General features: G+C 62.0%; 22 protein-coding genes. 6 read left to right on the top strand and 16 right to left on the bottom strand.

The features are described from left to right. Positions 1-15: 15 nt before the first annotated feature. From drt3b to infC, 9 genes are all read right to left on the bottom strand, one after another. On the bottom strand, positions 16-2,103 hold the full coding sequence (drt3b, locus tag AOP79_RS08730; protein ID WP_304512071.1) for an antiviral reverse transcriptase Drt3b: 2,088 nt from the start codon (positions 2,101-2,103) through the stop codon (positions 16-18). Continuing rightward, positions 2,048-3,406 (bottom strand): antiviral reverse transcriptase Drt3a, encoded by a 1,359-nt coding sequence (gene drt3a, locus AOP79_RS08735; protein WP_062072674.1) that lies wholly within the window; start codon positions 3,404-3,406, stop codon positions 2,048-2,050. Before drt3a ends, drt3b begins: the two co-directional genes overlap by 56 nt. A gap of 191 nt (positions 3,407-3,597) precedes the next feature. After that, entirely contained in the window at positions 3,598-6,222 is a 2,625-nt protein-coding gene (gene pheT, locus AOP79_RS08740) for a phenylalanine--tRNA ligase subunit beta (protein ID WP_062072676.1), read from the bottom strand. After that, complete coding sequence (gene pheS, locus AOP79_RS08745; RefSeq protein ID WP_062072678.1) at positions 6,223-7,311, bottom strand: phenylalanine--tRNA ligase subunit alpha; 1,089 nt, start codon at positions 7,309-7,311, stop codon at positions 6,223-6,225. A 107-nt stretch (positions 7,312-7,418) separates the two neighbouring features. Beyond that, entirely contained in the window at positions 7,419-7,874 is a 456-nt protein-coding gene (locus tag AOP79_RS08750) for a hypothetical protein (protein ID WP_062072680.1), read from the bottom strand. Positions 7,875-7,971: 97 nt separating this feature from the next. Further along, complete coding sequence (locus AOP79_RS08755; protein WP_062072682.1) at positions 7,972-8,811, bottom strand: TrmH family RNA methyltransferase; 840 nt, start codon at positions 8,809-8,811, stop codon at positions 7,972-7,974. Positions 8,812-8,827: 16 nt separating this feature from the next. Then, positions 8,828-9,208, bottom strand: a complete 381-nt coding sequence (rplT, locus tag AOP79_RS08760) for a 50S ribosomal protein L20 (RefSeq protein ID WP_062072684.1) — start codon at positions 9,206-9,208, stop codon at positions 8,828-8,830. Positions 9,209-9,234: 26 nt separating this feature from the next. After that, complete coding sequence (gene rpmI / locus AOP79_RS08765) at positions 9,235-9,429, bottom strand: 50S ribosomal protein L35 (protein WP_062072686.1); 195 nt, start codon at positions 9,427-9,429, stop codon at positions 9,235-9,237. Between the two features lie 63 nt (positions 9,430-9,492). Further along, complete coding sequence (gene infC, locus AOP79_RS08770) at positions 9,493-10,116, bottom strand: translation initiation factor IF-3 (protein WP_082093502.1); 624 nt, start codon at positions 10,114-10,116, stop codon at positions 9,493-9,495. Between the two features lie 224 nt (positions 10,117-10,340). On the opposite strand from infC, the gene AOP79_RS08775 reads away from it, so the two are divergent. From AOP79_RS08775 to AOP79_RS08785, 3 genes are read left to right on the top strand one after another with little or no spacing between them, the layout of a single operon-like run. Further along, a complete protein-coding gene (locus AOP79_RS08775; protein WP_062072691.1) occupies positions 10,341-10,706 on the top strand; it encodes a DUF1844 domain-containing protein in 366 nt (121 codons plus the stop codon). Between the two features lie 6 nt (positions 10,707-10,712). Next, on the top strand, positions 10,713-11,504 hold the full coding sequence (locus AOP79_RS08780) for a hypothetical protein (RefSeq protein ID WP_152648082.1): 792 nt from the start codon (positions 10,713-10,715) through the stop codon (positions 11,502-11,504). Continuing rightward, complete coding sequence (locus tag AOP79_RS08785; RefSeq protein ID WP_236683340.1) at positions 11,501-12,229, top strand: S1 family peptidase; 729 nt, start codon at positions 11,501-11,503, stop codon at positions 12,227-12,229. Before AOP79_RS08780 ends, AOP79_RS08785 begins: the two co-directional genes overlap by 4 nt. A gap of 3 nt (positions 12,230-12,232) precedes the next feature. On the opposite strand, the gene AOP79_RS08790 is transcribed toward AOP79_RS08785, so the two are convergent. Continuing rightward, entirely contained in the window at positions 12,233-12,955 is a 723-nt protein-coding gene (locus tag AOP79_RS08790) for an SseB family protein (protein ID WP_062072695.1), read from the bottom strand. A gap of 33 nt (positions 12,956-12,988) precedes the next feature. Beyond that, positions 12,989-13,726, bottom strand: coding sequence for a bifunctional 1-(5-phosphoribosyl)-5-((5-phosphoribosylamino)methylideneamino)imidazole-4-carboxamide isomerase/phosphoribosylanthranilate isomerase PriA (priA, locus tag AOP79_RS08795; protein ID WP_062072697.1), 738 nt, complete (start codon positions 13,724-13,726; stop codon positions 12,989-12,991). 295 nt (positions 13,727-14,021) lie between these two features. Between priA and AOP79_RS08800 the strand changes: the two genes are divergently transcribed. Together AOP79_RS08800 and AOP79_RS08805 are read left to right on the top strand one after the other, a co-directional pair. Then, positions 14,022-14,405, top strand: a complete 384-nt coding sequence (locus AOP79_RS08800; RefSeq protein ID WP_082093503.1) for an ArsR/SmtB family transcription factor — start codon at positions 14,022-14,024, stop codon at positions 14,403-14,405. Then, positions 14,405-15,217, top strand: coding sequence for a cation diffusion facilitator family transporter (locus tag AOP79_RS08805; RefSeq protein ID WP_062072699.1), 813 nt, complete (start codon positions 14,405-14,407; stop codon positions 15,215-15,217). Before AOP79_RS08800 ends, AOP79_RS08805 begins: the two co-directional genes overlap by 1 nt. Here AOP79_RS08805 and AOP79_RS08810 read toward each other — a convergent pair. Both AOP79_RS08810 and hisH read right to left on the bottom strand, forming a co-directional pair. After that, positions 15,207-15,986 (bottom strand): formylglycine-generating enzyme family protein, encoded by a 780-nt coding sequence (locus tag AOP79_RS08810; protein WP_152648083.1) that lies wholly within the window; start codon positions 15,984-15,986, stop codon positions 15,207-15,209. The genes AOP79_RS08805 and AOP79_RS08810 overlap by 11 nt on opposite strands. A 12-nt stretch (positions 15,987-15,998) precedes the next feature. Then, entirely contained in the window at positions 15,999-16,655 is a 657-nt protein-coding gene (gene hisH, locus AOP79_RS08815; RefSeq protein ID WP_062072700.1) for an imidazole glycerol phosphate synthase subunit HisH, read from the bottom strand. A gap of 74 nt (positions 16,656-16,729) precedes the next feature. Here hisH and AOP79_RS08820 point away from each other — a divergent pair, with 74 nt between their 5' ends. After that, a complete protein-coding gene (locus AOP79_RS08820; RefSeq protein ID WP_062072702.1) occupies positions 16,730-17,449 on the top strand; it encodes a hypothetical protein in 720 nt (239 codons plus the stop codon). Between the two features lie 41 nt (positions 17,450-17,490). On the opposite strand, the gene AOP79_RS08825 is transcribed toward AOP79_RS08820, so the two are convergent. Genes AOP79_RS08825 through AOP79_RS08835 form a run of 3 tightly spaced genes read right to left on the bottom strand, consistent with a single transcriptional unit; the run spans position 17,491 to position 19,825 of the window. Then, a complete protein-coding gene (locus tag AOP79_RS08825) occupies positions 17,491-18,114 on the bottom strand; it encodes a hypothetical protein (protein WP_062072704.1) in 624 nt (207 codons plus the stop codon). Beyond that, on the bottom strand, positions 18,111-18,734 hold the full coding sequence (gene hisB / locus AOP79_RS08830; RefSeq protein ID WP_062072706.1) for an imidazoleglycerol-phosphate dehydratase HisB: 624 nt from the start codon (positions 18,732-18,734) through the stop codon (positions 18,111-18,113). Before hisB ends, AOP79_RS08825 begins: the two co-directional genes overlap by 4 nt. Beyond that, positions 18,731-19,825 (bottom strand): histidinol-phosphate transaminase, encoded by a 1,095-nt coding sequence (locus AOP79_RS08835; RefSeq protein WP_062072708.1) that lies wholly within the window; start codon positions 19,823-19,825, stop codon positions 18,731-18,733. The genes hisB and AOP79_RS08835 overlap by 4 nt, the downstream gene beginning before the upstream one ends. Between the last annotated feature and the right edge of the window lie 151 nt (positions 19,826-19,976).

The raw sequence follows: 19,976 nt of genomic DNA on the forward strand, positions 1-19,976 counted from the left end.
GATGCGGGCGCGCCTTCAGTATATGTCCCTGACGCGTTTCCGCAGGAGCCGCTCGTGAAGGTCAATCTGTCCCCACTCAACGAACCAATTGGACGCGACGCCCGCGGCGACGCTTACATCGCTCATTTTGGTTTGCGGGCTGAATGAACGTGCAACCTTCAGTTTGGTGGCTTCGCCCACGAAAGGCGACGCCAGGAGGCCGAGCGCGAAGAAGGTGACCGAGGCATCGGGAACATCGTCGTGCTCCCTCGCCTGCACTTTAGCGAGTGCATGGTCTGCGAGCGCACGGTGTGCCCATGCCAGGTCCGTGGACCTGGAGGCGACCCGCATCAACTCGAACACCACTAGTGGATTGAACCAAGTAGGCACCTGGGGTCGTGCATCGCGCCGAACCCCAACTGCGCGAAGGGCACGCTCCGCCAGTCGAGTGTCGACCCAAGCGTCAGCCATCAGATCAAGAAAGAAGAGCGACTCGATCGAATTGTCTTCCGTCAACTCGAACCTTTCCATCGTCGCTATACACGCCTCTGCGATGCGGGTATCCAGTTCGCGACGATTCGCGCGGAAAGGCACTAGCACCGCACACGCCTTCCTCACTTCCGCGAGCGAACGAACGACCTTGACAGCGTTTGCCACGCGAGGCGCCAGATCGTAGAGCCAGAAGTAGAGCTCGACTAGGTCAGAAAGGTTGCGGGTGAGTTCCACGCCCACGTTGGCAGGCAGAGCAGAGTATCTATCTACGTACGTTAGTAGTTCGGAAAGGACGCCAGATGCACGCTCCTCAAGCAGTGAGACCGCGTAAGAGGCGAGGGGGCCTGCTACGTCAGTCGACTGGGAGATGACACCGGAAATCTCCTGCCGGATTCTGTTCGTCCGGGCCACGACCCGCCCCACCGTGCGGTGGTTGCCGGTTTCTTCGCGATACTCGACATAGAGGTTCTCACCCACGATCGTGCGCACCGCTGCACGCGAGGAATCCAGTTGATTCAGACGTGGAGTGGCCGAGAGATCGCTCTTGTCATGATTCAAGTAGAGACGGTACGAGCTCAGCACTCGATCCACCGCAGATTGAACTCGATGCGCTACTTCTTCAGTTGACGCGAATGCAAAGTAGTCGTCGACATACCGAAGGATCTCGAAATCATCGCCCCTTGACAGTCCTGACGCGCGCAACGCATCTTCAATCTCGCGATCTGCAGACTGGAACACAACCTCTGCGAACAGTCTTGAAAACTCCGGCCCAATCAGTAGACCGCGGGTCTCAAGATCGTTCATGGACTGCATGGTCCGATCCATTCGGTCCCCCAGTGAGCCCTGGTAGCGCGAAATACTCGTTGATTTTCGCTTGACTCGCTCACGACCGTCATATGCCCACGACGCACTATGTGTGTAGAAGCTCTCGAAGCACCGTTCAACGTCGAGGGCGAGCACGTACGGAAACTTCCGCTCGAGACGCCGAAACTTGGCGGAGCTAAAGAGCTTGAAGATGAATCGGTGCTCGCGGTAGCGGTAGTACGAGGTTAGGAACTCGTACTCCCTCGCGTCAGACTCAACACCGTGGCGTGCTTTGTCCTCGAACCGGCTAAATATTGAGTCCCGCACCGAGACTACGGATGCTCGACGAACCGGCGTTCTCACCGAGAAGCTGGGGCGACGCAAATACTGAAGCATCGCGGGGCCATAGCGATCGTAGAAGTGCGCTACTGCAATCTGGGCGCCGGGGTGCGGTACAGACAACTCGCGGTATCCGTGCCTGTCGTGACGCACTCTGTACCGCAACGGCGAAGTCCGTTTCAGCGGTAGTTTGACGGACATGGGGTTGTCTCGTTGTTTCGTATCGATGTGGGGCTCTTTGCCAAAAAGGATGCTGACAAGGAGGTAATTGACAGGGTCACGCGGACCCAGGTCGATGCCCGACGAAGTGAACTTCGCTCGACGACTAATTAAGTACTCATAGAGACCCACGTTCGAGAACGAGACCGGGAGCTCGAAGGGCGTGGTCTCTGTGAGGATTGGTGTGAAAGGACTCCTTGCGAGACGCAGTCTCTTACTTCTCGCCAAGGTTCCTCCAAATGTAAGACAGCCTCTGAATACGCTTTGCACTCACCTTGACGAACCTCACATCGTCGATCCCACTAGAAAAAGACAGCGGTTCGAGCCGCGCAATGAGCGCCCGGTCAGACGAGATGGAAGCGATCTCGAGCGCGAGGTTGCGATCAAGCTCGCGAACAGACCTGCTAGTGGATCCGACCAACGGGCTCGCGAACGCCAAACCCACGTAACTGCGAGCCTTGCGCCCGCTTAGTCGGTAGTTTGACGTGACGAGCTCTATCCGCTGCACAAGTTGATTTCCGTCCGCGTCAGTCCGCGAACTCGATCGGAACGCGTCGAAGGCACGCGTGACTCTCGTCGATAGACGCCGAATCTTCTTCTCAGATAGTTCGGCCGTAACACTGTTGGACCTCAACTCAAAGCGGTACCCCAAGTACTCTATTGACCGCACCCGCGACGACTTGGATAGCGGGAGTTCTAGTGCGAGCGACTTTTCAGGATTCGCCTTAAGGCCTAGTTCCTCTATCGCCGACACAACCTGGCGCCTCCGGTCTTGAGGTCGAGACTTGGGCCCACCCGCACCGAAAACTACAACCACATCGTCGACATACCGGAAGTACTGCACCACGTCAAGGTCGCGACCGATACTCTGGTCGAGTTCGGCGAGCACCAGCTCTCCGAGGAACGCCGAGAGGGCGACGCCACGCGGGAGTCCCACCCGCGCCCCGGCGGTCTGTGTGAAACTGCGGAGTAGAGCGGATACATGGTCAGCCGCGGTCGGCGAGAGGTCCGGACGGTTCTTCACAACCTCAACCAGCATCTCGTGGCTGACGCTCTCATAGAAGGCCTGGACATCCGTCTTGACGACCACTTTGGGACTCGGCTCTTCCAAAGTCGAAAAAAGGGCCGCGCAAAGCGCGGTGCGATCTACGCCTTGGGGTGAGAGATTTCCGCGGAGGTCGGTCTCGACTACAAAGCGCGCGAGCAGGTGGGCGCGGTCGGTGTCCTTGAGACGATAAGTCGCCGCCGGCGACACCAAGCCACGAACAGGCACCAACTCCCACAAGGACTGGGGCTCGTCCACGAGATCTAGCACATTCGGTAGATCGAGCTCCAATAGCGCTACTACTTCTTCACGAACCTCTTTGCGAAGATTGGCTATCTCTATCGTGAGCCGGTTCGCCATGGCCCAATCCGACGTGCGCCGCGCCGCTCGCCGCGCTCTTGCAACAGTTGTGATCTGGCTTTGCAGTGCGTCGAGCTCCGGGAAAACCTCAACAAATGGCCGACCTTGCCGATCGAACTGATCGACTGCACGTAGTAGCCACTTGGCATCAATGTGCGCGGAAGACACGCGGCTCCCCCCCCCTCATCTGCCCCGCCGAACCTGAATTCGCCCCAACGTAGCACACAGTCTTGACGCGCCGAAGAGTGCTTCGCACCGACCTCACATGATGAAGCCGTCGCTTGTCAGACAGGGGCAGGCAGGCACGTCGCAACCGAGCATTGCCAGTCCCGGAGCACAAGTTTTGTGCCCAACGCAACTCAACGCAAGAAGGCTTCGCACTTTTCAGCAGCCGCCGCGATGATCGCCTCGCGCACCGCGAGCACCTCGTCTCCGGACAGCGTGTGGTCGGCCGCACGCAGGCGCACATTCACGGCTAGGGACTTCTTGCCCTCACCGATCTGTTCGCCTTCATAGACGTCGAACACTCGTGCGTCCTCGACCACATCTCCCCCGGCGGCACGCACTGCACCAACTAGGTCGCCAGCGGCCACATCAGCAGCCACGACGAAAGCGAAGTCCTCCTTCGCCACCACCTGCTGAGACACGGGGACAGCTTCGACGATGGTGCCGTCTCCTGCTGCAATCAGCGGGTCCAACACAATCTCGAATGCCACGGAACGAGCTGGGAGACCGAGCGTCTCGCATACCTTCGGGTGCAGTTCGCCAGCATGAGCCACGAACTCCCCTGACTCCAACCAGTAGGTTGCGCCACGGCCCGGGTGCCACGGCATGCGCGAACCCTGCGTCACCACGAGTTCAATACCGGCGGCAGCGGCCACGCGCTCCACAGCCGCAAGGGAGTCGTCCCACGACCATACGGTGGCATGTCCGTTCCAGCCAGCACGGACCCGGTTGCCCGCCATGATGCCGGCAACGCGACGTTCCTGACCGGGCAACACTGCGTTCAGCGCAGCAATCTCATCGGGAGTGATGCGGCCGTCCGTGAGGTCTGCCACGTGCACATCGCCGATGTTCTTGCCCTGATAGGCGCGTCCCAGTTCATAAACCGCGATGTCCTGCTCGCCGCGGCCCAGGTTCACCTTCACCGCATCGACGAGCGACGCGAGCATGGTGGTGCGCATGATCGGCAGTTCCGCGGACAGCGGGTTCGCGAGGCGGACGATGTCGCGGCGCGGGTCAACGTCGGGAATCCCGAGCTCGTCGAGACGGGACTCCGCAATGAACGGATACGTCAGGACCTCAGTCAGTCCGGACTCGGCTAGCGTACGAGCCACCGAGCGGCGCACGCGCTGGCCGTGAGTGAGACCACGTCCAGGGGGCGCAACCGGTAGTACGGATGGCAGGTTTTCGTAGCCGTACAGTCGTGCGACCTCTTCAACCAAGTTGACTGACTCAGTAAGGTCGGGGCGCCAGGTGGGCGGGGTCACGAGAAGCGACTCGTAGTCTCGGTCAACATCGCAGCCCACCTGTTCAAGGGCGGACACCACCTGGTCAGGCGTGTATTCGACACCCACGAGGTTGGACGGGAAGGCGATATCCATCGCGATCTGACGCGGTGCCTCGACAGAGTTCAGATCCGTGTAGACATCCTCGATCTCACCGCCACCGAACTCCTGCATCAGCGACAGCGCGCGCTCCACGGCAACGACCTGCAACTGGGTGTCGACACCGCGCTCGAAGCGACGGGAGGCCTCAGAACCGAGCTTGTGACGGCGAGCAGTCCGAGCAATGGTGATCGGGTCAAAGTGAGCGGCCTCAAGAAGAATGTCCGTGGTCGCGTCCGAGACCTCGGTCTCCGCGCCACCCATGACGCCTGCCATGCCAACCGCACGCGCACCGTGACCACCCTGCGAATCAGTGATCAGCAGGTCCTCGGGCGAAAGCGCGCGCTCAGCATCGTCAAGCGTCGTCAGCTTCTCGCCAGCGTTGGCGCGGCGCACCACGATGGGCTCGGTCAGCGTGCCCAGGTCATAGGCGTGCAGGGGCTGCCCCAACTCGAGCATCACGTAGTTGGTGACGTCCACTGCCAACGAGATGGGTCGCATGCCAGCCTGGTCAAGACGGCGCTTCATCCATGCCGGCGATGCCGCTGTCGGGTCAAACCCACGTAGGCGGCGCGCGACGAACCGATCGCAACCGACAGTCCCCCGCACCGGCGCCTGGTCCTCGACAGCAACAGCGAAACCCTCACCTGCAGAGCCGGTGACAGCAACATCGGCCGGGTCCCGGAAAACCTGACCGGTGGCGTGGCTGTACTCACGTGCAACACCACGAACAGAGAAGCTGTAGCCGCGGTCTGGGGTGACGTTGATCTCCAGGGTGGCCTCATCCAGTCCCAGGAGGGAGATGGCCGATGCGCCGGGCACCAAGTCGCCTTCGCTCACCAGACCTGGGAAGGTCACGTCTGACTCACCGGATGGAGACGCGAGCACGATGATGCCGTCGTGGTCCTCGCCGAGACCCAGTTCCTTGGACGAGCAGATCATGCCGTCGGACCAGTGACCGTAGGTCTTGCGGCCACCGATCTGGAAGTTTCCGGGCAGCACGCCGCCGGGCAGAATGCACACCACGAAGTCGCCCTCGTGGAAGTTGTGCGCGCCACAGACGATGCCCTTGGAGGCGGGGAACATCTCTTTGTGGTCGGGCTTGTGTCCCGGGACTAGGCCAGCGGGGTCCTCGTCTGAAATGTCGTTGTGCTCCCCCACGTCAACACGGCAGTAGTTCACCGTCTTACCGTTGGAGGCAACCTCCTTGGTGAGGGTCATCACCCGGCCAATGACGAGCGGGCCAGTCACGCCGCCGCCTTCGATGCCTTCTTCTTCAAGACCCACCGAGGACAGAGCCGCGGCAACATCCTCAGCACTGTGCCCGTCAACGAGGTCAACGGACTCTTCGAGCCACTTAAGCGGAATCTTGGGCACTTAAATCTCCATTCCGAACTGCTGGGAGAAGCGAACATCGCCCTCAACCATGTCGCGCATATCCTTCACGCCGTGGCGGAACATGAGCGTGCGCTCAATGCCCATTCCGAAGGCGAATGCGGTGTACTCCTCGGGGTCGATGCCTGCAGCACGCAGCACGTTGGGGTGCGTCATGCCACAGCCGCCCCACTCAATCCATCCCGTACCCGAGCAGGTCCTGCACGCAGTGTCCTCGCCGCCGCACACGAAGCAACGCAGATCCATCTCCGCGCTGGGCTCGGTGAAGGGGAAGAACGACGGCCGCAACCGCGTCACAGCGTCGGGGCCAAAGAGCGAACGAGCAAAAGCATCGAGGGTGCCCTTGAGGTGGGCCATGGTGAGGCCCTTGTCGACGGCGAGGCCCTCAATCTGGTGGAAGACCGGGGTGTGAGTGGCGTCCAGCTCGTCGGTGCGGAACGTCTTTCCCGGGCACACCACGTAGATGCCGCGGCCCTCGTTGGCGAGCGCGTCGCGGCGCTCCAAGGCAGCGCGAATCTGCACCGGCGAGGTGTGAGTGCGCAGCAACAGACCAGCCTCAGGCGGGTCGATGAAGAACGTGTCCTGCATCTCGCGCGCGGGGTGGTCGGGATCGAAGTTGAGTGCGTCGAAGTTGAACCACTCGGCCTCCATCTCGGGGCCTTCCGCCACTTCCCAGCCCATGGCCACGAAGGTGTCACACATGCGCTCTTGCATGGACTCCAGCGGGTGGCGCGCACCGGTGAGGTGACGGTTGACCGGCAAGGTCACGTCAACGGTCTCTTCCACCAACACACGGGCGTCGCGCTCAGCTTCCAAAACGGCCTGTCGCTCCGCCAGAGCCTTGTTCAGGCGACCACGGGATGCGCCCATCGTCTTTCCGGCAACGGCCTTGTCTTCAGGCGCTACCTGACCGATCTGGCGGTTTGCCAGCGTCAGAGGGGCCTTGTCGCCAGTGTGGGCAAGGCGGGCGTCCTTCAATGCGTCCAAGGAGTCCGCGGCCGCAATATCCGCGAGGGCGGCCTCGACGGCCGCATCAACGCCAGCGGCGTCTAGAGGTGAGAGCTCAGTCATGACTGCTTTCCAGAGAGATTTCCGGGTCCGCAAGGCAGTCTACCGGCGGCTGATGCTCTCGCGTCCGCGCTGGCGGGTACTGGTGTCCCCAGCGGATTTGCTGCGCGTTAGGAGACGGCGAGCGTCAGCACCGAGATGATCACTGCACCCGCAACCGTGTTCACAAGGGGCAAAGCAATGCGAAGAGCGCGCGGTATCGCCTCGTTCTTCACCACGAGCACGGAGACAAAGAACAGCACTAGGCCCAGCACTAGGCCAATGAGAGACAGTGAGAACACCAGCAACAGCGGCGCGAACATCACGATGCGCTCGGTCAACGATGCGTGCGCTCCGAACTGGAACACTTCTTCGCCTTGCCAGCCAAGCTTCTGGAAACCGGGAATCATGCCCGTTGACCGCAACTCCCCTGTGCTTCCATCCTTCATCGGGATGCGCCAGGCGCCCTTCTTTCGGGTGATGACCTCGTCGTCCACGAGGATCGTGTAGAACACCCCTCGGGCACCCTTCACTTGCACACGCCCACGCGCGCCGGGAAGGTTCAAGTCAGTGATGTCGTCAGTCATGGCCACCTCGTTTCGATCACGAGAATAAGCCGTGCGTGTTTCCGCAATGTGTCCGGGCCTCAGCCGTTGACACGTGTCCCGCGACTACTGGGAACTGCTAGGACTGCTGTGCCTGTGCCGAGGCGTACAAGCACACGCTGGCGGCCGTCGACAGGTTCAGGCTTTCAGCACGCCCGTAAATCGGGATGCGCACCACGTCATCGACGAGCGCGAGCTCATCGTCTGAGAAACCCCAGGCCTCGTTGCCAAACACCCAGGCGGTGGGGACGGAAAGGGCCGATGCGTCGGCGGAGTCGCCGCCCAGCGTTACCTCGCCAGAACCGTCAGCGGCCAACAGTCGCAGCCCGGCGCCGGAGAGCTCAGCAAGAGCATCTTCAAACGGCAACGAGCGGACGACTGGGAGGTGGAAAATACTTCCGGCCGTGGCACGGATGACCTTGGGGTTGGAGATATCGACGCACTCGCCGACGAGGACGATCGCGTCAGCGCCGGCAGCGTCAGCGGCACGGATCACGGTGCCGGCGTTGCCTGGGTCGCGAACATTGCTGAGCACAGCCACCAGCGTGGGCTTGGCATCGATGACGACGTCAAGCGATGTGCCGGCATCGTCCAGCACCGCGACGACGCCCCGCGCGTCCTTGCTCATTGCGGCCAGGACCTCGGGTGTGCCGACGTGCACAAACCGTTCCGCCTCGAGGGCACGGTCCGCAATCTCGGGGTAGCGCTCAAGTGCCTGTTCGGTGAGGTACAGGTCACGTACGCGCTCAGCGGCGTAGGTGACTGCTTCGCGAACGGCCTGCGGGCCCTCAACGAGGACAGCTCCCGCACGCGAACGCGCAGAACGCCCCGCAAGCGCGGCGACCTTCTTGATGCGCTCAGCCTTCACATTAGTGAGGGTGAGAACCAGGTCAGCCCGTGCTGCGGGGCGTTCTGTCATACGTATCTGCCTTAACTTACGCGGCGGGGGCGTTCACGTCCGCGGGGAGCGCCTTCTTGGCGGTCTCCACGAGCGTCTTGAACGCAGCCTCGTCGTGAACTGCAATCTCGGCGAGCATACGACGGTCAACCTCGATCTCAGCAGCCTTGAGGCCCTGGATGAAGCGGTTGTACGTCATTCCGTTCGCACGGGCTGCAGCGTTGATGCGCTGAATCCACAGCTTGCGGAATTCGCCCTTACGAGCACGACGGTCGCGGTATGCGTAGACCATCGAGTGGGTGACCTGCTCCTTTGCCTTCCGGTAAAGGCGCGAGCGCTGGCCACGGTAGCCTGCGGCCCGCTCGAGGGTACTGCGGCGCTTCTTCTGGGCGTTTACTGCCCGCTTGACGCGTGCCATGAGTTACTCCTTGCGTTAAACGGGCGTTATTCGCCCAGCAGCTTCTTGATCTTCTTCGAGTCGGCGTCCGAGAGGATCGCCGCACCGGCAACGCGGCGCTTGCGCGAGGAGGTCTTCTCCTCGAACTTGTGCACGTTCATGGCGTGAGCGTGCTTCACCTTGCCGGTACCGGTCAGCTTGAAACGCTTCTTGGCACCCGAGTGGGTCTTGTTCTTCGGCATGACTGCCCTTTCTTGACATCAGGCCCGGAACCCGGCGTGGATTCCAGACTCGTCTTTTACCGACTAGTCGTCGGACGACTTCTTTGCGGCCTTGGCTGCGGCACGCTGATCGCGTTCCGCCACGGCTGCCGCCTTGGCTTCCTCACGAGCCTGACGCTGCTCTTCCTTAGCTTCCGCCTTCTTCTTCAGCGGGCCCAGGACGAGCGACATGTTGCGGCCTTCTTGCGAGGGGTGGTTCTCGACGACTCCATATTCCTGAAGTTCATCGGCCAGCTTCATCAGCAGGCGACGGCCCATCTCCGGACGTGACTGCTCACGACCACGGAACATGATGGTGACCTTGACCTTGTCGCCGCCCTTAAGGAAGCGGATGACGTGGCCCTTCTTGGTCTCGTAGTCATGCTCGTCGATCTTGAGACGGAAACGCATCTCCTTGATCTCGGTGTTGGCCTGGTTGCGCCGGGCCTCACGTGCCTTCACGGCCGCCTCGTACTTGAACTTGCCGTAGTCCATGAGCTTGACGACTGGAGGGCGCGAGTTCGGAGCGACCTCGACCAGGTCGAGTTCGGCTTCCTGCGCCAGACGTAGCGCATCCTCGATACGGACAATGCCGACCTGTTCGCCCTGTGGTCCGACCAGGCGGACCTCAGGAACGCGGATGCGATCGTTGATGCGGGGCTCGTTGATGGTGGCTCCTTATACGTGGACGGTGCGGATAACCCATCGGACAAAGAAAAAAGGCCCTTGCCCGATCACGAGCAAAGGCCACCATCTCAACACCCACCATGTTCTGCGCGGTGAGCGCCTCGACTTGGAACCCTGGCCCATCTGCTGGCCCTAGGGTGGGAGGTGGACTCCACTTGCGTGCCGAAAGAACTTCCTTCCGGCCGGTCGACTTACAAGGATACACGATGACGGAACACTCCCCCACCAACGACTCGATCAACGCCACAGCAGCCAACGCTGCCCGCGACATTTCGGAAGTCAATGCTGTGGAACTTATCACCACCGCAAGCGTTCACATGTTGAGCGCAGCTGCGCTCCGATGCGGATTGGCTGAAGAGGGCGAGGAATACCAGGATCTTGACGAGGCACGCACCCTCATCAACGCTCTAGCAGGGCTGGTGACTGCAGCGTCGCCTGACCTGGGCGACACGCACGCACGAGCGCTACGTGACGGCTTGAGGAGCGTACAGTTGGCCTTCCGCGAAGCATCAACAATTCCGGACGCACCGGGCGAAGGCCCGGGCGAGAAGTACACGGGGGCAGTGAGTTAGGTGAATTTGACTCCTCAGCACGGCAACGCCGATGACGACGTGCGCGCAAAAGACGCCCACGTCTCCGACACCACCGACGAATTGGAAACAACCGTCGATGTAGCCGACCCCGCTGAGGATGTCACGACGACTGAAGACGCCACCACGCCCACCGACGCATCGGCCGGGGACCGCACGCGCCTACCCATTGCGAGCATCGTCCCTCCAGGGCCGATCCCCGTCACGGGCGACGTGGAACCACTCACCGGCTCCATGCCAGTCATCAAGCCCATCTACCCACCCAAGAGCCGCAAACCCTGGGTCATTGCCACAACGGCGCTGACGCTACTGCTATTGGGCGCGGCGTACATGGGATGGCGGATGTACGAGGTCAACACCGAGTGGCAGGACTACGCGAACCAACTCACCCAAGCAAACTATGACCTGGGTGAACAAATCGCCGAGGAACAGGCGACGGTGATGGAGAAGCAATCGGAGATCGACCTGCTCTCCGAACAGCTCTCCGCGTCCAACAGTCGAGTCCTTGACCTCTCCGCAGAGAAGGCCTCTGCGATTGATGGCCAAGAGAGTGCGTCGCAAGCGATCACCACCCTTGAAGAAGCACTGAGTTTTGGCCAGGCCGCGACGGCATCGTTGAACAGTTGCATCGATGGTCTGGAACAGCTCGGGGTATACCGCAGCGCGCCCGAGGGCGAGTATGAGCCGGCTGAGATCAATGACTACGAAGACAGCGTTGAGCAGCTGTGCACCTCCGCTGACTCCGCTACAGCACGCTTCCAGGGAGCGTTGGCAGAGTGAAGCGAGCAGTCGCCGCTATCGCAGGGACGATGCTGGCGTTGAGTGGGTGCGCAGTACTACCGGACTCTCCGGAGGCGATGCCGACGAACTGGGTTCCCGTGTCAACGCTAGAGCCGGAACAAAACAACGTGGCCCTCTCCCCTGACGGCTTCAGTGCTGCTCAGCGGATGACGGTGCGCGTGCGCAACATCGGCTGTGGGTTTATCTCCACTGGTACCGGGTTCGCTCTGGACGCCTTCACCTTGGTGACGAATCGTCACGTCATCGATAACGCCAACAGCGTCGAAGTTTCCACGCACGACGGCCGAATCATCGAGGTTTCAGCCGCGTCCGTGACGACCGTCGCCGACATCGCCATCGTGACGACCGACACATCACTTGGTGGCGCATTTGCTGCACGTGCCGAGCAGGACCCTGAAGAGGGCGATGCGATCACTGTGGTGGGATACCCCAATGGCGGACGGCTGACGACCACGACCGGAGTGGTGCTCGGTGGAGCCAAAGACCCCATCGGCGGCGCCGTGGGAACAGTGCTCGCAACCTCAGCGGTGGTCGAACCAGGATCTAGCGGATCGCCCGTACTGAACGAGTCCGGTCAGGTTGTGGGTGTGGTCTACGCCAAGAACGATGCCAACCAGAGCTTCATTGTGCCCGTGTCAACACTCAACAGTTTGCTCGCTCAACCCAGCTTGTTGGTGCCTGAACCCACCGAATGCGATGCGTAGCCGCTACGCCTGAGTGAGTTTGACCTCGAGGCTGTCCACGCTTTGGGCAATCACGTCAGACTGGGCAAGTTCGCTCTGAACGCGGGCCACGAGAACATCCAGTTCAGGACGCGATAGTCCCTCGACCAGCGCCAGCACCACCGCAATCTCCGCGCCCTGTCCAGGCCTGACAGAGACACGCAGGAGCGAATCATCGGTGGTCACGGCGTCTGCCACCGCATCTGCGATGTCCGCTCGCACCTCGCCCTCCTCGATAGCTGGGCGCCACGGAAGCCCTTGCCCGAGCGCCCACACCGCGGGCCGAGGGACCACGACGGTCTCCATCCCCGGGTTGATGACCAAGGACGACCACTCCTCGGCAATCGCAGCAAGAGCCGCACGGGGACCTTCCGCCGGAATGGGGCGGGCTTTGTCGTTCCACGCCATCACCGCGTCGGTGTCCGTGAAGACCGGCAACGCCGCACGCCCATCGGGCATCTGGACGGCCACGACACCCGTGGAGGCAACCGCATCTTGTTCGAGTCCATGAGCACCGACAAATCGCTGCTCTCCGGAAGCGAGAACGGGAATCAACACGCGCGCATACGCCAGCGCATCCACGACCTCGGAAAGCGGCGCATGTCCATGCGAGTGACGGATCAGCGCCTGGGCCAACACGGCATCGGCGCTGCCATCATCGTCGGAGAAGACCGACTCTGGGATCTCTTTCATGGGCTCGTCACTCATACCCTCGATGCTACGCGCCGGCTGTGACGTCGACTACGGGCGACCCGCCACATCGAGCGCCTGAGGAAGCGTGAAGTTGCCGTTGTAGAGCGCCTTGCCCACAATCGCACCCTCGACGCCTTCGCTGGTGAGTGCCCGTAGCACGGCGAAGTCATCAAGGCTTGAGATTCCGCCGGAGGCCACGACAGGACGGTCGGTAGCCTCGCACACCTGGCGCAAGAGTTCGACGTTGGGCCCGGAGAGCATGCCGTCCTTCTTGACGTCAGTGACGACGTACCGTGCACAGCCCTCAGAGTCGAGGCGCGCCAACACGTCCCACAAGTCGCCGCCGTCGCGAGTCCATCCGCGGCCCGACAGGGTGGTTCCACGCACGTCAAGACCCACTGCGACACGGTCGCCGTGCTTAGCAATGGCAGCGGCCGTCCACTCAGGGTTTTCCAGGGCGGCTGTGCCGATGTTGACGCGGGCACATCCTGTCGCGAGGGCACGCTCCAGGGACTCGTCGTCCCGAATGCCGCCGCTCATCTCCACCTTGATGTCGACGCTCTTGACGACGCTCTCGAGCAGCGCAGCGTTCTCACCGCGTCCAAAAGCAGCATCGAGATCGACGAGGTGAATCCACTCCGCGCCACCGTCAACCCAATCCTGTGCAGCTGAGAGCGGGTCTCCGTAGCTGGTTTCCGAACCGGCCTCGCCCTGGGTGAGGCGGACGGCCTGTCCGTCAGCAACGTCAACGGCGGGAAGCAGTTCAAGGCGGGGCGTCTCGGTCATGGTCTCGCTTTCTGGGAAATGCTGGTCTAGGGAGGCGTGTGCCGTGTCATGGGGACCCCGATGCGACACAAGGTCACGGCGAGGGGTCACGCAGTCTCGGTAACAACATTGCGCCGATGCGCGTCAAGGCTACCGCTACCCACGGATTGCGGGTTCTCCACTCTCGTGTCACGGGACGCGGGGAGGCGGCACGCCTCGTCGAGGACGAGTGTGCGTGGCGGCGCAGCGGCCGTCAGCACACATCAGTACAGCACTTTCTGGACAATACAGAGAATCATGTACTACGTTAACTGCCATGACGGATCTCATCGACAGCGGGCCTGAGACGGCACTGCAGGACTGCGGCGATTCTCGCAACGCCACACCGACGCACACCGCCGCCCTGGCCCACCTAGGTCACGCGCTCTCGGACACCACCCGCTCAGCAATACTCCTTGCACTCCGAGGCGGACCGCAGTGCCCCGCACATCTCGCGGAAGAACTCGACGTGAGCCGCCAAAAGATGTCAAACCACCTCTCCACCCTGCGTGGCTGCGGACTCGTCGTCGCCGAGCGCAGTGGACGCCACGCACACTACGAACTTGCCCACGACGACGTCGCCAGCGCGCTCGACACCATGCTCGCACTGGCCCTCGCCCTTGACCCCGAATGCTGCGACAACGAGGAATGCACCTGCTGATGACTACCACCGCAACCGCCCTGACTGACGAGCGCAGCCGCGTGCTGCGCAAGCGTATCCGCTGGATCGTCGGCGCCACCATCGCCTACAACACCGTTGAAGCCATCATCGCGCTCAGTGCTGGCGCAGTAGCCTCGTCCAGCGCCCTCATTGGCTTTGGGCTCGACTCCGTGGTGGAGGTCGGCTCGGCTGCCGCAGTCGCCTGGCAGTTCTCTGCCCCCGACCCCAAGAAGCGCGAACACATCACGATGCGGATGATTGCAGTCGCGTTCTTTGCACTCGCCGCAGTCGTCACGGCCGATGCCCTCCGCAGCCTGGTCTTTGGCGCACCGCCCGAGGTATCCACAGTAGGGATCTGGCTCGCGGCCGTCTCCCTCGCCATCATGCCTGCCGCCGCCTGGTTCGAGCGCCGCACGGGCAAGGAACTCGGCTCGGCAACGGCGGTCGCAGATGCCCGTCAACTCATCTTGTGCTCGTACCTCTCCGCAGCTCTCTTGGTGGGACTTGTCCTGAACGCCACCCTGGGCTGGTGGTGGGCAGACCCCGTCGCGGCAATCGTGATCGCAGGCTTCGCCATCAAGGAAGGCCGTGAGGCGTGGAAGGGAGACGGGTGCTGCGCCACCTCAGGCGCCCTCCTGCATGGCGACGCGGGCGCACACGATGACTCCTGCGCCGAGGACGCCTGCTGCTCGGGCGACTCGGCGCCGACGACCAGGATCGTCACCGCTCCAGCCGCGGCAACTGCTTCCGACGCAGAGACAGCCGATGCGTGTCAGGACCAGTGCTGCGGCTCATCCCCTACTAAGAACTAGCCGCGAGCAGCTCCCGGTAAGGTGTCCACCCAACCGGGAGCATTCCGCGAATGTTAGCTCTCTCACGGTCCCTGGCGCCGGACCAACCCTGGAACTCGCCACCCTGGGCTACCACAGGTCCCCGCGCAACTCGAAACCCCACATCCTCGAGAACTGCGTCTGGCGCCGATGCGCGACGCACTCCCGGCCTGCAACTCCAGGCACGATCCGCCCAACCGCCTCCTTTGAGCACCCGGTAATCGCGATAGCGTGCCGGATCCGCGTAGTCCCAGACCCATTCCCAAGCATTTCCCAACAGGTCAAAGACCCCGTCGGGACTCGCCTCCTTGGTACCCACGGGTCGTGGGCCATCCCCCACATCCGCATCCGTCCATGCGATGCGGTTGAGGCTCATTCCCTCCAGCGTCGTAGCAGCCCTCAACCACTCAGCCTCTGTTGGAAGGCGGTACCCGTCAGCGAGGGGGTCCCACCGAATGATTCCGTCGACTTCCTTATACGCAGGAGCGAACCCGGAGACTCGTGAAAGTTCTTGGCAGTACTCAAGTGCGCTGAACCAAGTCACTCCCGTCACGGGAACGCCAGGCCCCGACGCAGCTCCGCGTTTGGCGCCAGCAGACACAGCGGCCCACTGTCTCGCCGTCACCATAGTGATAGCGATCTCAAATGCAGCGACCTGTGCAGCGCGCATCGAACCAGACCGGGCGTCGTGCACCTCAACGTCGCCGGCTGAGATCGCGACTAGATCCGGAGGAAGGAAGTCGACGTCCACGACAAGGCCGCCCTACAGCGAGGTAACCCAGTTGCGTAGCAACTGGAGGCCCGCTTCACCTGACTTCTCCGGGTGAAACTGAGTGGCTTTCAAGGCACCGTTCTCGACAGCCGCGACAAACCGGTCAGGGGCATCGTCCGGGCCCGCCTGAGACCACGTCACCTTGGGCGCCGCAAATCGCCCAGTGTCCTCAGTTGTACCCAGCGGGAACTCGCGTGCCGCATACGAGTGCACAAAGTAGAAGCGCTCGTCTTCAATGCCCGCAAAGAGCTCAGTGCCAGACGGAGGCTCAACGCGCGCCCATCCCATGTTCGGAACCACGGGGCTCTGGAGCTTCTCCACGGTGCCGGGCCACTGGTCGAGACCGTCCGTCTCGATACCGTGCTCGACGCCGCGCTCAAACATCACCTGGTGCCCCACACAAATACCCAACACTGGGCGCCCCCCGGAGAGACGACGGCCCACAATTTGATCGCCTCGGACGTTCTTGAGGCCCTGCATGACGGCTTCGAATGCACCCACGCCAGGGACCACGAGGCCATCGCAGTTCTCTGCAATGACGCGGTCATCCGTCAACACCACCCGAGCACCGACGTGTTCAAGCGCACGCACCGCTGAACGCACATTGCCAAAGCCATAATCGAGTACTGCCACAAGAGGATTTGTCACGGCACAAGACTAACGACACGGCTAGGCTCGAAGTGACGCGCAACGCGGCGCGCAAACGCTGGCCGGAGGTAGTCATGGACACAACGCAGATCTTGATCATCGTTGCGGTGGTCGCTGTGCTGTTGCTGATCATTGTGATCGCGATGCGGATTCGCGCATCACGCAAAGTTAAAGCCATGAGCCCGGAGCAGCGCGACCTGCACTATGCCGAGCGCGCACACAAGAAGCGCGTGGCGGAACTCAAGAGTGACTACAAGGCCGTCGAAAAGGACACCGAAAGAGCGGTCAAGGACGCCCGAGCCCGCCTCAAGGACGCACTTGCGATCGGTACTGACAAGGTTGACTCCGTCAAAGGCCCCGATGGCACCGTGTCACTGACGTCCACAACGCTCACCGTTCCCTCGGGCACACGCGATCTCACCGCTAGCGTGACCGCGCAGGCCACCGCCGAAGGGTCTGCACCCAGTGCTGAGGGCGAAGACGACACCCGTGCGAGCGTCCTCACCATTCACGACGGAAGCGACACGGAAACCGTCACGTTCAAGCCCGACCAGGAAGACGCAGTTCGCGCAATTGCCGCAAAGATCACGTCGGCTGCCAGCCATGCCGACGAGGTGCGAGCTCAGCGCTCCGAGGCGACCAAAGACGCGGAAGATGCCATTGCCGCCGCCAATGAACAAGCAACCGTGCGACTCAACGACGCCCAGAAGGTTTACGACGCGGGCATCGCAGAGTCAGAAGAGAAGGTTCGCGCAGCGGAGGTCACACTGCGCAACTCACGCGTACGCAAGTAGGCAACCTCCCTCACGACTCTCACGGCGTCGCGAGGTCAGACTCACGCGTGGGAGGAGCCACCCGGATCCGGGTCGGAATCCCGCTTGTTCTTCTCCATCGCCTTGTACTGCTTCTTGGCGTCCTTCGCTGCACGACGAAGCTCCTTGAACGCCGCCATCTTGCTCATGCGCGCCTCGAAGACCTTTCCCGGGTGAGTCATCGCTAACTCATCCACCGTCTGCACACCAGTCATCAACGTCTCCAACACACCTGGCGCGTTGTCGAGAGCCAAGCCTGGGGCAACCTTGCCGGCATTGACCCCCGCCAACCACCGGATGATGGTGATCTGACCACCGCGGCGATCCATCTGCAGTACAGGTTGCGTCTTAACAAACCCCGACAGCACCTCGGCCGCGCGGGCAGAGTTCTCGATCGATGCGTCATCCAGCATCACGAGGGCACCGGCAGAGGTTTCGAGACAGCGCCCCTTCACATCATTGAGCGAGCACACGGCGGCAAGCATGCGACCGTTGGCAATCGGCGTGAAAATGGCACTGACGGCCTTCTCCACATGATCACCCGTCTCACCTACCGGAGGTGCAGCGTCAAGCCCCGACAGGTCATCAGGAACTTCCACTCCGTCTGGCAGATCGCCGTGAGCCTCAGCGTCTCCCGGCTGGCTCACAGCGCGCCCTTCGTTGAAGGAATCCCCTGAACCCGAGCATCGGCCGTCACCGCGAACCGGAGAGCGCGTGCAAGTGCCTTGAACTGCGCCTCCACAATGTGGTGCGGATCACGGCCAGCGAGCACGCGCATGTGCACACAAATCCCTGCGTGGTAAGCCAGAGACTCCAAGGCGTGACCAGTCAGCGACCCCGCATAGTTGCCGCCAATCAGGTGGGTCGCCTGACCCACAGGCTCACCGACGTGGACGCAGTACGGACGTCCGGAGACATCGACGACACACTGAGCCAACGCCTCATCGAGCGGCACCAGCGCATCACCAAAGCGAGAGATTCCAGCCTTGTCACCCAGCGCTTGCTTAAGGGCCTCGCCGATGCAGATCGCCACATCCTCCACGGTGTGGTGCGAGTCGATGTGGACATCTCCAGTGGCCTTGACAGTGAGGTTCATCAGCGAGTGCTTGCCCAAGGCCGTCAGCATGTGGTCATAGAACGGCACTCCAGTGTCGATCTCGGTGATGCCCGAACCATCGAGATCAAGCTCGACCAATACCTCAGATTCGCTTGTCTTACGCTCAATGCGTCCCGTACGAATGCCGGGAGCGGATGCGGCGTCGCTCATGCCGTGACCTCCATCAGTGCGCTGCGGAACAGCGCCATTTCCGTTGCGGTGCCAATGGACACACGCAGCCAACCATCGGGACCCACCACACGAATCAACACTCCGTGCGACAGCAATCCCTCGAACACTTTCTCACGGTCCTCAAAAGGACCGAACAGGGCAAAATTCGCGTCCGTTTCCGCGACGGTATAGCCCTGCCCACGCAACCACTCGACCGTGTCATCACGCTCCGCACGAATCTCATCGACCTGAGCTTGGAGTTCCCTGTGGTGGTGCAACGCCGCCCGTGCCACCGCCTGCGTCACAGCACTCAAGTGGTACGGCAACCTCACCACACGCAGAGCGTCCACCACCTCCTCGTGCGCCACCAAATAGCCAAGCCGGCCACCCGCAAGCGCAAAGGCCTTGGACATGGTGCGGCTCACAGCAAGATTCTTGTGCGTCGGAATGAGGGTCGCAGCACTGGGCACGCCCGCGCGCCGGAACTCCGCATAAGCCTCATCAATAACGAGAACGCAGCCACCCTCGACGTCCTCCGTCGCGGCATACAGCGCACGCACCTCATCCAAGGTCAGCGCAGTGCCCGTGGGGTTATTGGGGCTAGCGACCAACACGAGCGTTGGCTGCAATTCGCGGATCTTCCTGGCAGCCTCCTCAACGTTGACGGTGAAATCATCGTTGCGCGGCACCGCCACATACTCAGTGAGCGAGTCACGGGCATACTCCGGGTACATCGAATACGTCGGAGCGAAACTCATGACAGTACGACCAGGTCCCCCAAACGCCTGGTGCAAGTGGAGCATCACCTCATTGGAACCGTTGGCAGCCCAGATGTTGCGCGTCTCTACGAAGTCGACATGACTTTCCGCTGCCAGATACGCCGCCAGGTCCTGACGCAACAGGGTGAAATCCCGGTCGGGATAGCGGTTCAGCCCCTCGGAAGCCTTTCGGACAGCCTGAGCGATCGCGTCCACGACGACAGGCGGAGGTGAATAGGGGTTCTCGTTGACGTTGAGACGGGCAGCCACTGACAGCTGCGGTGCACCGTATGGCGTAAATCCCTCGAGGCCGGGACGCAGGGGCAATGTCATGGTGGGCAGTCTAGTGGTGCGGCAAGCGCCCACGACGCGAGACCTTCGCGTATGCCGACTACGTCGCTCAGTGTTCAGATACCCAGTGCGCGTGCTTGTGGCTGCAGCGAACTCGACATCGCTCGACTCCCCTGCCCGATACTTCACACGC

The sequence above is a fragment of the Demequina sediminicola genome, from assembly GCF_000975055.1.
GTDB classification, from domain to species: domain Bacteria; phylum Actinomycetota; class Actinomycetes; order Actinomycetales; family Demequinaceae; genus Demequina; species Demequina sediminicola.